The following is a 12,620-nucleotide window of genomic DNA, read 5'->3' as shown; positions in this document are numbered from 1 at the left end:
TGCATCTTTATACTATGTCTTCAAAATCCAGATTAGATAGGGCGTATAAAAATGCAAAGGTCATCCCCTTTGATGACAGTAGTAAATTCATACTTTTTAGCGACTGCCACAGAGGTGACAATAGTTTTGCCGATGATTTTGCCAATAATCGCAATATCTACCTTCATGCGCTAAAACAATATTTTGCAAAAGGTTTTTATTATTGCGAATTGGGAGATGGCGACGATTTATGGGAAAACATTTTCTATAGCCACGTTCTTCAAGCCCACAAGGACGTTTACAGACAAATTCAGCTTTACTTCAATCAAAATAGGTTTACCATGTTATGGGGCAACCACGATATGGTCTACAAAAAACCTGAATATGTCAAAAAACAACTCTATAGTTATTTTGATAAACGAAGTGGCACCCAAAAACCATTATTCCCAGGAATTGAAGTTCATGAAGCCATCATCTTAAAACACTCCCAGACAGGGCAAGAACTGTTTTTAACCCACGGCCATCAAGCCGATTGGTGGAATTATGTCTGTTGGAAATGGAGTCAGTTTTTAGTAAGAATTCTTTGGAAACCCTTAAACGTTATGGGCATTGCAGACCCAACGAGTCCAGCCATAAATTACAAAGAACTGATAAAGGTAGAACGCCGCATCAAGGATTGGATCCAAGCGAACAACAATTTAATCACAATTGTTGGGCACACCCATCGCCCTAGATTTCCCTCTCCAAATGAGATTGCGTTTTTTAATGATGGAAGCTGCGTGCATCCGAGATGCATTACGGGAATAGAAATTGAAAATGGACAAATTTCTTTAGTGAAATGGGAAACCTCCACCACAGATGACGGCACCCTGAAAATTGTCCGTGAAATGTTAGAAGGCCCTAGAAAGCTATCAGAATACCATATGTTTAAAGCGAATTGACGAAGTCCAGAAGGTCTTGTCTTTCACTAGCAGAAAGGTTTTTAAAGCCATTTTTGGCAGCTTCAGCTTCTCCTCCGTGCCACAAAATGGCTTCTGTTACATTCTTGGCTCTACCGTCATGTAAAAAGTGCGTATGGCCATTCACCACCTGAGTCAAGCCAATACCCCATAACGGACGTGTTTTCCACTCTTGTCCATCGGCTAAAAAGTCTGAACGATTGTCTGCTAAACCAGGCCCCATATCGTGTAACAGCATATCCGTGTAAGGATAAAACTCTTGATTGGCCAAAACATTGATATCAGCTTCTTCAGAAATCATTTTGGGAACATGACAACTAGCACATTGCAACTCTTCAAAAATTCTGGCACCATTTTGAATATGCTCCTGGTCCAAATTTCTAGCAGCAGGAACTCCCAAAGTTTTACAATAAAATGCCACCTGTTCCAAAACGTCATAGGTCACTTCAGGATCATCCCCAAAACCATCATTTCCGTTGGATTGGTCATGCCCAGTTTCCTGAGGAAATAAAGGAGTCGTGATTCCCATATCCTCCAAATAGGCTCCGGCACATTGCTCGATGATGGAAGCTGTGTTGGCTTTCCATCCGAAACGGCCCAATGTCATAGATTCTGTTACATGATTGTAAACATAGTTGGCCTTTCCTGAAATGCCATCGCCATCGGCGTCATTGACATCTTCATATTGTAAAATATAGTATTCCGGAATTACTTCTAGCAAGCCCAATCCAAACACTGGCGGCGCCAATCTTGGGGACAGATTTGCTTCCGAAGGAAAAGGAATATAAGTATCCACAACATTATAGCTAGGCTTCTTTAAGATAACCTCAGTCCCATCTGCTAAAGTCTCTACTTGATTTGTAAATTCAACCGAAAACTGTACTTCTGGTTCATAACCGTAAATGGCTTGGTTCTGCAACTGTTTTCCAAATCCAGGCACCGCTACAGGTCCGCCCAAAGCATCTGTTCCTGGAAGACTAGCTCTTAAGAAAAACCCACTTAAACTATTAATGTTTGATGGAAATGCACTTCTTCCATCTTTTGGATGGCAAGAAATACAAGAGGTATTATTGAATACAGGACCAACACCACCGTTGACCTCTGCAGGGGCCGATACAAATACCGCTCCGAATTCCAAATCGGCATCAAAATGATCGGCTATTTGAGAAGCAGACAGGTTAGCAGCAGGAGTACTGAACGAATTACTTGAGGTAAGATACACCGTAGTCTCTCCACCCGCCGCAGTTCTTTCGGTTAACGGATTTACCGACTGATAGCCTTCTTGGTCATCTTTTTGACACGATACTACCATTCCCATTAAAAGGATTCCTACCAATAACCTGTTCGCTTTTCTCATTTTATTAAAAATATCTTGATTATAGGTTACCAATTAAAGGCAACAATTGACTATCCAATAAACTTTGAAGTTCCAATACTTTTTCCTGTGCTAATCCAACAGCATCACGATTGTCGTAAATTGCTTCTGTGAAAGTGCCAGGTATCGCATCAATAGCATAGATAGCAGCGGTGATAGCTCCCTGAATTTCTTGATCTAAGCTACTGTCTACAGTCGCTACAATTTCAGAAATTCCTTTCCCATTAATTCCGTTATAATCTCCTACGTATACATTAAGGATACTTCTCATGTTGTTAGAGAAATCCAATTTAGAATTGTTACTGAAACGAGATTCTTCAGCTTCTGGTTTTGCACCACCATTGTTTCCGTTCAAAGGCTCTTCAATTTTACCATTTCCAACCTCATCAGCAATGATAGAAAGTCCTTCTACGATTTCTTGAAGCGCACCTTTTTGTGACGTATAGATAGATCCAGACTCACCAGCGTTAACGAAATTGTTGGCGAAATTTCCTCCTGAAGCAATCCATCCGTTGTACAATTGGGCTGTTTTAGATTGTAGGTTTTCAGTAGCAGCTACCAAATATTCCAACTCACGCTCTGTAAGTTCAGAAGCTGCTTTATCTCCCTCGATTCCCCATACAAAGTACTCGATGGTATGGAATCCACGAGCTTCATTGTTACTCTCCAATAAACTTTGAGTGATAGGATTCCCACTGTTCAAAATACCGTTGATAGCATTTACGTCTACTGGCCAAGAATCAATAGCTGGATCGATACCTTCAGTATCTACTGGTCCGTATAAAAATCCTTCAGAGTTTTCCCAAGGCTGACGTGTTGCCTGCCACGCCTCTTTTACTGTTTGCAATGCTGTTTCGTCTCCAATAGTTAAGTTGGCCACAGCCTCTTTCAATGCGATTGCATTGTTGTTCATTGAATTGTAAGTTTCTGTAATTACAGACACAGACAAGTTGGTCAATACCTCTTGGTATAGTGCTTCATTTATAGCATCATCGTTGTTAGAATCTTCGTTGCTATCGCTACAAGACACAAACACCGTTGAAATAAATACCAGCATTAAGATTGATTTGATTGAGTTGCTCATTTTCATTTGATTTTAACTTGTTTATATATTAGAAAAAGAATCCTATTCCTGTACTGAATGTTTTTTCATGCTGCTTCTCACCGGTATATTCCAAAGTGGCCAAATCATAATTTTCAGAGCCTAACTTTCTATCGGAATAATGTGCCTTGAACACAATTTGAGGATGTACAAACCAGTTCAACCCTCCAGTAATACTGCTGCGTTCCCATCTTGGGTTATCAATAATTTCACCCGTTACAGAATGCATAGTATCGTAATAATCGTATCTTACAAATGGGTACAACATTTGCTTTGTAGAAGCCTTTAAATGAGGTAAAACATTATAACCTACCTCAGCAGAAACTCCCAAGGCTGTTTTTCCTACTGGAGTTCTTTTAACGCCTAAATTATTGGAAAGATTCGCGTTTTTCTTTGAAACGATATCGGAGTTTTGAATGTTCCCGTAAAGACCAATGGCATTAAAGCGAAGGTTACCTTCGTTATAGCTAACGTGCCCTTCCACCATGGTAACATAGGCAGTATCGTCCATATCATTTTTAGGTCTGTTGGCAGCAGCGTCGTTCATATAGGCTGCAAAACCAATAAACGTATCTTTATGCGTTCCAAACTTATAATCTAAACGCAATGCCAAAGCCACACTTTCAGCATTGGCTGTCTCAAATCTAGATTGGTATCCATTCTTGATCCATCCTCTTGAGGAAAATCCACTGGCATCCAAACCGCTTACCACATAAAACTTATAAGTGAATCTTTTTGCGAAGGTTCCGTATAATTCAATCCCGTTTTCATACCATCCCAAAGGCAAGATTTCGTTTTCCATTTCTTGACGGTGCGTCGTAAAATAGCGTGTTGGCGTATCCAAAGTTTGATGCAAGCCAAAGTACATTTTCATACGTCCTACACGCGCATTGAAATAAGGAAGAATCTTAAAATTGATATGTGCCTGCTCCAATTTAACACCACCACCTTTTTCAATTTCTTGTTCAAATTCACCAAACTCTTCTTGGGTATCCAACTCCAATGTGGTTGCTGTTCCCCCATGTTCAAATTCAATCTCGGATTTAAAATTGATCCAATCGTTGAATTGGTATTTTAAGTATAAGTTAAGACGTTCTGGATCGAACTGATTTTTTAGGTTAGGGTCTGTATCGTAATCGTAGTTGTAGTAGTTGACTACACCATAACCATTCAATGAAAACCGGCTAAGGGAAAACCAGTTTTGTTTTTTGTCGGTCATGGAATCTTTTACTTCTTGTAAAAGTTCCTGTTTGATTTCAGACTTAAGTTGATCGTAAGTAGCTTGATCTATGGTTTGCTGGGCGGAAACTGCCCAGCCAAAGAATACCATTAAGAATGTAATGTGCCGATTCATTTGAAAAATTTGGCACAAAATTAACGTTATTTGGATTTAATCCAAATAAAATCTAAAAAATTAAGACTCAGGGGCCAACTCCACTTTTAGACCTTCCATTTCCGGTGTCATCTGAATCTGACAACCTAGACGGCTATTGTCTTTTACGTAGAAAGCTTCGGCCAACATGGCCTCTTCTTCGTCCTGCATTTCAGGCAGCTCATTATCGGATAACACATAGCATTGGCAAGAAGCACACATAGCCATACCTCCACACACACCAATAGTGCCCTCTGGAGCCAATTCATAACTTCTCACCACTTCCATTAGGTTCATGGCCATATCAGTAGGTGCCTCAATTTCATGAGACACCCCTTCTCTATCTATAATTGTAATGTTTATGTCTTGACTCATTCTTTTTAGTCGATTGATTTTACAACTGCCTTAGGCGCTTCCTTTCTGGTTCCATCAAAACCATCAATACCGCTTACCGTGGTATATTTTAACACATAGCGTTTCCCTGGATTGATAATTTGATAGGCTGCCTGACACATTAAAGTTGCTTCATGGAATCCACAAAGAATCAACTTTAATTTCCCAGGATAAGTGTTCACGTCTCCTATGGCAAAAATACCAGGAATGTTTGTTTGGTAATCTAAAGCGTTGTTCACTTTTATGGCATTCTTTTCGATTTCCAAGCCCCAGTTTGCAATAGGTCCCAACTTAGGTGACAAACCAAAAAGAGGAATGAAATGATCGCATTCTATCTCTAATTCCGTTGGAATATGATCTGCTTTTGTAACGACCACACCGGTTAGGTGATCATCCCCCAAAATCCCAACAACCTCTGCTGGTGTAATAAGATTGATCTTCCCTTTATTCTTTAACTCCTGTACCTTTTCAACAGAATCCAAGGCTCCCCTAAATTCGTTTCTTCTGTGAATCAAGGTTACTTCTGAAGCTACATTACTCAAAAAGATACTCCAATCCAATGCAGAATCACCCCCACCTGCAATAACCACTCTCTTGTTGCGGTACACTTCAGGATCTTTAATCATATATTCCACACCTTTGTCCTCAAAGTTGGCAATGTTATGGATTAAAGGCTTTCTAGGTTCAAAACTCCCCAAACCTCCAGCAATAGCAACCACCGGTGCATGGTGTTTTGTTCCTTTATTGGTAGTAACGATAAAGCTACCGTCTTCCAATTTCTCAATGGTTTCGGCGCGCTCACCCAAGGTAAAACCAGGTTCAAACTGTTTGCCCTGTTCTAAAAGTCTTTCGGTTAGGTCCCCCGCAAGAATTTCCGGATAAGCAGGAATATCATAAATAGGTTTTTTAGGATATATTTCGGAACACTGTCCTCCAGCTTGCGGCAATGCATCTATAAGGTGGCATTTTAATTTTAGCAAACCTGCTTCAAATACCGTAAAAAGTCCTGTTGGTCCAGCGCCAATAATAAGAATATCTGTTTTAATCATGAATTAGTTCTTTCTGCAACAAACATATGCACATGAAATATTGCTCTATATGATATTTATCATTTTTGGGAATAAATTGATTTCCCAAGAGACTCCCTATTTACCCCTCAACATTGATGACCTGCTCAATTTGAGGCGCATACTTTTTAATGGTCATCTCAACCCCAGACTTCAAAGTCATCTGGTTCACGCTACATCCTACACAAGCTCCTTCCAACTGCACTTTTACCAATTTATCGTCCTCAATGGAAACTAGGGAAATGTTACCTCCATCACTTTCTAAAAAGGGACGGATTTCAGCTAGCGCTTTCTCTACATTTATTTTTAATTCTTCTGTTGTCATTATATAAGTGAAAAGTGTAACTTTTATTTTTTAACAGCAGAACATCCTGCCATTGTAGTAATTTTAATTGCTTCGGTTGGCGGTAAATCTTCATTTCTTCTTACTACTTGCTCTACCACATTTCTAGTAAGGGCTTCAAAAGATTGCTCTAAAGGAGTTGCCGTTTGCAGTGCTGCTGGACGTCCTACGTCACCCGCTTCGCGAATGCTTTGCACCAATGGAATTTCACCCAAAAATGGCACATCCAAATCTTGAGCTAAATTCTTGGCTCCTTCTTTTCCGAAGATATAGTATTTATTATCTGGCAATTCTGCTGGTGTAAAATAGGCCATATTTTCTATAATACCTAAAACCGGCACGTTAATACTGTCCTGTTGGAACATAGCAACACCTTTTTTGGCATCGGCCAAAGCAACGTTTTGTGGCGTACTCACCACAACTGCTCCGGTAATAGGTAAGGATTGCATAATGCTTAAATGGATATCTCCGGTTCCCGGAGGCAAATCGATTAACAAGAAATCCAAGTCTCCCCAAGCCGCATCAAAAATCATTTGATTTAAGGCTTTTGCCGCCATTGGCCCACGCCAAACAACGGCTTGGTCTGGTCTGGTGAAAAATCCAATAGACAATACCTTCACGCCATAGCTTTCGATGGGCTTCATTTTTGACTTTCCATCCACATTAACAGCCACGGGCTTTTCATTTTCAACATCGAACATGATTGGCACCGAAGGCCCATAAATATCAGCATCCAAGATTCCTACATTGAATCCCATTTTGGCCAAGGACACGGCTAAATTGGAAGTTACCGTAGATTTTCCAACCCCTCCTTTACCAGAAGCAACCGCTACGATATTTTGGATTCCAGGAATTTTCTTCCCTTTAATTTCATTCTTTGGGCTTTCCGGAGCATTCACCTTTACGTTTACTTTGATTTTAGCCTTTTCATACACCTTGTCGTGGATGACTTTCATTATTTCCACTTCGGTTTTCTTTTTGGCCTGTAAACTTGGGTTTGAAATAGTAATATCTACCACTACCTCATCTCCAAAAGTCACTATATTGGTTACGGCACCACTCTCAATCATATTTTGTCCTTCTCCAGGAGCTGAAATATTTTCAAGTGCCTTTGATATGTCTTGTTTTTTTAACTTCATAATATACTCTCTACGCAGAATTTCCTACTGTTTTGAATCTTGTTTTTAGCCCTTCGTTTTCGATTTATAAAGGATGGTCTCCTCCTTATTTTCTGTAAATCACAAAAAGCTAAATCTCACTAATTTAGACTTATTCTAAGATGCAAATATACTGTGAAATGTTTAGAATGAGAAACAGTTTAATTGAAATGATTTATGCCTAAATTTTGTTTGTTTATAATTCTTTTGACGGATCCCAAAATACCTTTTCAAAGTCTTGAACTTGGCTATCCTTTACCCTTATTCCTTCGCTTTCCAGAAGCTGTTGCATATGGCTGGAACCTTCAAAATGAAACTTGCCGGTTAACAATCCTAAGCGATTTACCACACGATGGGCTGGCACATCCTTCCCTGTTGAACCATTCATGGCATAGCCCACCATTCGGGCACTTCTAGTGGCACCAAGGTATTTGGCAATAGCGCCATAACTGGTTACTCGCCCACTTGGAATCTGTTTGGCTACCTCGTATACTTTTTCAAAAAAACTTAAGGTTTCGGGTTTCATTTCAAGTCCTTAATGATATTGACCAAAGTGATCAAAGAAATGATTCCCGTAATCCCCCCAATAATATAGTTCATGTTCTTTTGGGAGGTGAATTTCAAATGCTTGATTTTTTCAAAGAAGAACATGTAAATGTACAACATTGCAAAAGAGCCCATGGCAGCTCCGGCAACATAGGCCGCAATACTCGTGGTGTCAAATTGCAGCCAACCTAAAGAAGCCAAGGTAATGGCCATATACGCCTGGAACGGAATAGGAAACACATTGATACTGGACATAAAAACGCCTTGAAAAAATCGGCTACGCTTGCTTTTAGGTTCCAGCTCTTCCTCTACTTTTTCCCTTCCCTTGGCAACCAATAAAAAATATACGGTAACCAACACAAAAATCACAAAAGCTACGCGCTGTAAAATTTCTACAACATCAGGATGCCTATTCAAATATCTGGCAAAAACAGTTGCGATAAGGGTTTGGATAAATACAATTATACAAGCGCCTATAGAAAATACGATACCTCTTGTATGACCTTCCCTTAAGCTGATTTTGGCAGCAGTCATATTTAACAAACCAGGAGGCATGACTGCTAAAAAAGCAGCCAAGAACCCTAAAACAAAGGTTATGGTAATATTCAAGAATCTTTGATTTTAAACCTAATATACGTAATTGGTTTGTTTTGTTCTAAATATTGACTCTCATAAAAGGTTTGTATGCTCGTTACTTCTTCCGGGCTTCCTTCCTGTCTGTACACATCATGGTTGGAATACAACACCTCATGTCCTTCACCATGTAACAAACCTAGGGTGTAACCATGCATAAATTCGCTATCGGTTTTTAGGTTAACAATACCATCTGGCTTAAGAATGTGCTTGTAGCGTTTTAAAAATTCCGAATTGGTCAAACGGTGCTTGGTACGTTTGTACTTAATCTGCGGATCTGGAAACGTAATCCAAATTTCGTCCACTTCATTTTCAGCAAAGGCATACTCGATCAATTCAATCTGCGTTCTCAAAAAGGCAACATTATCAATCCCATCTTCCACTGCTGTTTTAGCCCCTCTCCAAAAACGGGCTCCCTTAATGTCAATTCCTATAAAATTCTTCTCTGGATATTTTTGGGCCAAGGCCACGGAATACTCTCCTTTTCCACATCCCAATTCCAACACCAACGGATGATCGTTTTTAAAAACTGTGTCATTCCAGTTCCCTTTCAACTTAAATTCTGCATTCACCAATTCATCCCTTGTAGGCTGAAACACATTTGAAAACGTCTCATTTTCCTTAAAACGCTTGAGCTTATTTTTACTTCCCACTACTTCAATTTAATGTTTATAATAAGATTCGGTAAAATTAAGGAAATATATGGAAGCAGTATTATACTTATCTTTGATTATTAGTGCATCTTGGGAGGTTTGGCTAGCGCAAGTTTCCCACAGAAACCTATAAGCAACAGAAAGCCCTTTAGCGTCACTATGAAAAAACGCATTTTAGTAATGCCCCTTAACTGGGGATTGGGTCACGCCACCCGCTGCATTCCAATCATCCGTGCTTTAATAGCCCATAATTTCGAACCTATCATTGCTTCCGATGGTGATGCTCTAGCTCTTTTAAGAAAAGAATTCCCCAATTTGGAATCCTTGGAACTGCCTTCTTATAAAATTCATTACGCAAAAAAGGGACAGTGGTTCAAACTGAAATTGATTGCCAATGCCCCAAACATTTTAAAGGCCATACAAAACGAAAACAAGATGGTCGACCAGATCATTGCAACCCGCAAAATTGACGGTATCATTTCAGACAACAGACTTGGGGCCTACTCCAAGAAAGTTCCTTCGGTAATTATTTCCCACCAATTACGGGTTTTAAGTGGCAATACCACCTGGTTCAGTACGCGCATGCATCAATCCTACATTAAGAAGTATAATGAATGTTGGGTACCTGACGGTTTGAAATCACCCAATCTTAGTGGGCAACTAGGACATGTGGATAATTTTGAAATCCCCTTAAGATATTTGGGGCCTATTAGCCGTTTTGAAAAACAGGACTCCAAAGATGTCTATGACATCATGGTATTATTGTCGGGACCAGAACCACAACGTACCCTTTTGGAAGAAAAAGTTTTGGCGCTTTTTAAAGACCAGTCTATCAAAACTGTTTTTATAAAAGGGGTGATGGATGAACAGCAAACCTGTGAACAAATGGGCAATATGACCATTTACAATTATATGAGCAGTGACCAATTGGAAGCCACCATCCACCAAAGCTCACTTATTGTATCCAGATCTGGATACACTACAGTTATGGATTTGGCCAAACTTGGCAAAAAAGCCTTCTTTATTCCAACTCCTGGCCAATTTGAACAGGAATACCTTGCCAAAAGATTGGACAGCCAAAAATTGGTGCCATACTGTAAACAAGATGATTTTAACCTAGAGCAGTTGCAGCGGGTGAATGCCTATCAAGGACTTTCAGAACTGGAATACGATGTGAATTACAAAAAGCTATTCAGCCTTTTCAAGGGTGAATGAAAATTCACTTCCTACACCAATTTCACTTTCTACATAAATCTTTTCGTCATGAGCCTCTATGATGTGCTTTACGATGGCAAGACCCAACCCAGAACCTCCTTCTTTGCGAGAGCCACTCTTGTCTACACGGAAGAAACGTTCAAACAGTCTCGGGATATTTTCTTTTCCAATGCCTTCTCCGTTATCTGTAACCCTAACGATTACTTTGTTCTTGATTAGGTTTTCGATACTCACTTCCGTAGTTCCCTTATCGCGTCCATATTTTATAGAATTTACAATAAGGTTTGTAAGTACTTGTTGAATACGTTCCTTATCAGCCCTTACCATAACCGGTGAAGTATAATCCATATCAAAAACCAAAGATATTTTCTTTTTGGCCGCCTTCATTTCCAACATGTCAAATACATTCTCTACCAACTCCACAATATCAAAAACTTCAACATTCAAACTTAGATCACCAGCTTCCAATTTGGTAATCATATCCAAATCGCTCACAATATAAATAAGACGCTCCACACCTTTATTGGCTCTTTCCAAGTACTTTTCGCGAATTTTCTTATCGTTTTGAGCGCCATCAATCAAGGTTTCCAAATACCCTTGCACCGTAAACAAAGGGGTTTTAAGCTCATGGGCTACATTCCCCAAAAACTCCTTTCGGTATTCTTCTCGCACCTTCAAGGTTTCAATCTCCAGCTTCTTATCCTTGGCATACTTGTCTATTTCATGGGTAAGCGTAGCCATATCGGTAGTAATGGGCTGTTTTCTTAAGGAGGCAGATTCCAATAAAGTTAAATCGTCATAAATCTTTTTAACCCTACGGTATATAAAACGCTCCACACGGTATTGGATCACAGCAAAGGAAAACAGATAGGAAACCACTGCAAACCCCAAAATTAACACCCACCAATATTCTAGATTGGAGGTATATAAAAAAACACTCATAAAGAGCGTTAAAAAAAGTGTAATGTATGTAGAAGTTCTAATAGCGAACTTATACGATTTCTTTATTTTTTTCTTCTGCATTAATCTACAAACTTATAGCCTACTCCTTTAACGGTTTTAAAGCTATCATCTCCTATTTTTTCTCTCAGTTTTCTAATATGAACATCAATCGTACGTCCACCTACCACTACTTCATTACCCCAAACCTTATCCAGTATTTCCTCTCTTTTAAATACTTTCCCAGGTTTAGTTGCCAACAAAGATAATAGTTCAAACTCTTTTCTAGGCAAAACGATTTCTTCTCCCTTAACCGAAATTTTGTACTCTTCTCTATTGATGGTCAAGTTACCAACTTTCATCACGTTTTCTGCGGAATCCTCCTCCTTCAAACGTCTCAATAAAGCCTTTACTTTACTAATCAATACTTTTGGCTTGATAGGCTTGGTGATATAGTCATCGGCTCCAGCTTCAAAGCCTGCCACTTGGGAATAATCTTCTCCTCTGGCCGTAAAAAACGTAATGATGGTTTCGCTTAATTCTGGAACCTTTCTGATTTGTTCACAGGCCTCAATTCCGTCCATTTCAGGCATCATTACATCCAAAATGATCAACTGAGGCTTTTCAGCCTTGGCCTTTTTAACAGCCTCAAGACCGTTTTCTGCCGTAATCACCTGATAGCCTTCAGAACTAAGGTTGTACCCTACAATTTCCAAAATGTCCGGTTCATCGTCAACCAGAAGAATTTTTATGTCCTTTTTTTTCATCGGTTTTGTTGTAATCTTTTCAGCGTCAAAGATAAAACTAATAACAAAAATTTATACTTCGTTACACAATGATAACATTAAGATAACTTTTCACTTACCCTTAAATAATCTCCTACAAAG

14 protein-coding genes are annotated in these 12,620 nt (G+C 39.4%); 2 read left to right on the top strand and 12 right to left on the bottom strand.

What is annotated here, in order from left to right; all coding sequences use genetic code 11:
- Window positions 1-14: 14 nt before the first annotated feature.
- On the top strand, window positions 15-920 hold the full coding sequence (locus BKM32_RS06165; protein ID WP_076662976.1) for a metallophosphoesterase: 906 nt from the start codon (window positions 15-17) through the stop codon (window positions 918-920).
- On the opposite strand, the gene BKM32_RS06160 is transcribed toward BKM32_RS06165, so the two are convergent.
- The 10 genes from BKM32_RS06160 to trmB form a co-directional block, all read right to left on the bottom strand.
- On the bottom strand, window positions 907-2,295 hold the full coding sequence (locus BKM32_RS06160; RefSeq protein ID WP_076663072.1) for a di-heme oxidoredictase family protein: 1,389 nt from the start codon (window positions 2,293-2,295) through the stop codon (window positions 907-909). The two genes, BKM32_RS06165 and BKM32_RS06160, sit on opposite strands and share 14 nt — an antisense overlap.
- Window positions 2,296-2,314: 19 nt before the next feature.
- Complete coding sequence (locus BKM32_RS06155; RefSeq protein WP_076663071.1) at window positions 2,315-3,397, bottom strand: imelysin family protein; 1,083 nt, start codon at window positions 3,395-3,397, stop codon at window positions 2,315-2,317.
- 28 nt (window positions 3,398-3,425) lie between these two features.
- Window positions 3,426-4,769, bottom strand: coding sequence for a hypothetical protein (locus tag BKM32_RS06150; RefSeq protein ID WP_076662975.1), 1,344 nt, complete (start codon window positions 4,767-4,769; stop codon window positions 3,426-3,428).
- Between the two features lie 60 nt (window positions 4,770-4,829).
- On the bottom strand, window positions 4,830-5,162 hold the full coding sequence (locus tag BKM32_RS06145; protein ID WP_053976953.1) for a 2Fe-2S iron-sulfur cluster-binding protein: 333 nt from the start codon (window positions 5,160-5,162) through the stop codon (window positions 4,830-4,832).
- Window positions 5,163-5,167: 5 nt separating this feature from the next.
- Window positions 5,168-6,229, bottom strand: coding sequence for an NAD(P)/FAD-dependent oxidoreductase (locus BKM32_RS06140; protein WP_076662974.1), 1,062 nt, complete (start codon window positions 6,227-6,229; stop codon window positions 5,168-5,170).
- Between the two features lie 100 nt (window positions 6,230-6,329).
- Window positions 6,330-6,572 (bottom strand): NifU family protein, encoded by a 243-nt coding sequence (locus tag BKM32_RS06135; RefSeq protein ID WP_053976951.1) that lies wholly within the window; start codon window positions 6,570-6,572, stop codon window positions 6,330-6,332.
- A gap of 23 nt (window positions 6,573-6,595) precedes the next feature.
- Window positions 6,596-7,729 (bottom strand): Mrp/NBP35 family ATP-binding protein, encoded by a 1,134-nt coding sequence (locus tag BKM32_RS06130; RefSeq protein WP_076662973.1) that lies wholly within the window; start codon window positions 7,727-7,729, stop codon window positions 6,596-6,598.
- A 214-nt stretch (window positions 7,730-7,943) separates the two neighbouring features.
- The gene (locus BKM32_RS06125; RefSeq protein WP_076662972.1) at window positions 7,944-8,273 is read right to left on the bottom strand and encodes an MGMT family protein; all 330 of its coding nucleotides are present in this window, start codon (window positions 8,271-8,273) and stop codon (window positions 7,944-7,946) included.
- Window positions 8,270-8,902 (bottom strand): LysE family translocator, encoded by a 633-nt coding sequence (locus BKM32_RS06120; RefSeq protein WP_076662971.1) that lies wholly within the window; start codon window positions 8,900-8,902, stop codon window positions 8,270-8,272. The genes BKM32_RS06125 and BKM32_RS06120 overlap by 4 nt, the downstream gene beginning before the upstream one ends.
- Window positions 8,899-9,579 carry a tRNA (guanosine(46)-N7)-methyltransferase TrmB gene (gene trmB / locus BKM32_RS06115; protein WP_076662970.1) on the bottom strand — a complete coding sequence of 227 codons (681 nt, stop codon included), beginning with the start codon at window positions 9,577-9,579 and terminating at the stop codon, window positions 8,899-8,901. Before trmB ends, BKM32_RS06120 begins: the two co-directional genes overlap by 4 nt.
- A 159-nt stretch (window positions 9,580-9,738) precedes the next feature.
- On the opposite strand from trmB, the gene BKM32_RS06110 reads away from it, so the two are divergent.
- The gene (locus tag BKM32_RS06110; protein ID WP_076662969.1) at window positions 9,739-10,794 is read left to right on the top strand and encodes a glycosyltransferase; all 1,056 of its coding nucleotides are present in this window, start codon (window positions 9,739-9,741) and stop codon (window positions 10,792-10,794) included.
- Here the strand turns inward: BKM32_RS06110 and BKM32_RS06105 are convergent.
- Both BKM32_RS06105 and BKM32_RS06100 read right to left on the bottom strand, forming a co-directional pair.
- Window positions 10,768-11,817 carry a cell wall metabolism sensor histidine kinase WalK gene (locus BKM32_RS06105; protein ID WP_053976945.1) on the bottom strand — a complete coding sequence of 350 codons (1,050 nt, stop codon included), beginning with the start codon at window positions 11,815-11,817 and terminating at the stop codon, window positions 10,768-10,770. The two genes, BKM32_RS06110 and BKM32_RS06105, sit on opposite strands and share 27 nt — an antisense overlap.
- Window positions 11,817-12,500 (bottom strand): response regulator transcription factor, encoded by a 684-nt coding sequence (locus BKM32_RS06100; protein WP_053976944.1) that lies wholly within the window; start codon window positions 12,498-12,500, stop codon window positions 11,817-11,819. The genes BKM32_RS06105 and BKM32_RS06100 overlap by 1 nt, the downstream gene beginning before the upstream one ends.
- Between the last annotated feature and the right edge of the window lie 120 nt (window positions 12,501-12,620).

Origin of the sequence: Mangrovimonas sp. DI 80 (assembly GCF_001975575.1) — a bacterium.
Lineage (GTDB): Bacteria > Bacteroidota > Bacteroidia > Flavobacteriales > Flavobacteriaceae > Mangrovimonas_A > Mangrovimonas_A xylaniphaga.
This window is presented reverse-complemented; position numbering and strand designations above follow the sequence as displayed.

Bases quoted from the DNA above. Each gene is read 5' to 3' on its own strand.
- BKM32_RS06165 (WP_076662976.1), top strand. From the start codon at position 15: ATGTCTTCAAAATCCAGATTAGATAGGGCGTATAAAAATGCAAAGGTC.
- BKM32_RS06160 (WP_076663072.1), bottom strand. From the start codon at position 2,295: ATGAGAAAAGCGAACAGGTTATTGGTAGGAATCCTTTTAATGGGAATG.
- BKM32_RS06155 (WP_076663071.1), bottom strand. From the start codon at position 3,397: ATGAGCAACTCAATCAAATCAATCTTAATGCTGGTATTTATTTCAACG.
- BKM32_RS06150 (WP_076662975.1), bottom strand. From the start codon at position 4,769: ATGAATCGGCACATTACATTCTTAATGGTATTCTTTGGCTGGGCAGTT.
- BKM32_RS06145 (WP_053976953.1), bottom strand. From the start codon at position 5,162: ATGAGTCAAGACATAAACATTACAATTATAGATAGAGAAGGGGTGTCT.
- BKM32_RS06140 (WP_076662974.1), bottom strand. From the start codon at position 6,229: ATGATTAAAACAGATATTCTTATTATTGGCGCTGGACCAACAGGACTT.
- BKM32_RS06135 (WP_053976951.1), bottom strand. From the start codon at position 6,572: ATGACAACAGAAGAATTAAAAATAAATGTAGAGAAAGCGCTAGCTGAA.
- BKM32_RS06130 (WP_076662973.1), bottom strand. From the start codon at position 7,729: ATGAAGTTAAAAAAACAAGACATATCAAAGGCACTTGAAAATATTTCA.
- BKM32_RS06125 (WP_076662972.1), bottom strand. From the start codon at position 8,273: ATGAAACCCGAAACCTTAAGTTTTTTTGAAAAAGTATACGAGGTAGCC.
- BKM32_RS06110 (WP_076662969.1), top strand. From the start codon at position 9,739: ATGAAAAAACGCATTTTAGTAATGCCCCTTAACTGGGGATTGGGTCAC.
- BKM32_RS06105 (WP_053976945.1), bottom strand. From the start codon at position 11,817: ATGCAGAAGAAAAAAATAAAGAAATCGTATAAGTTCGCTATTAGAACT.
- BKM32_RS06100 (WP_053976944.1), bottom strand. From the start codon at position 12,500: ATGAAAAAAAAGGACATAAAAATTCTTCTGGTTGACGATGAACCGGAC.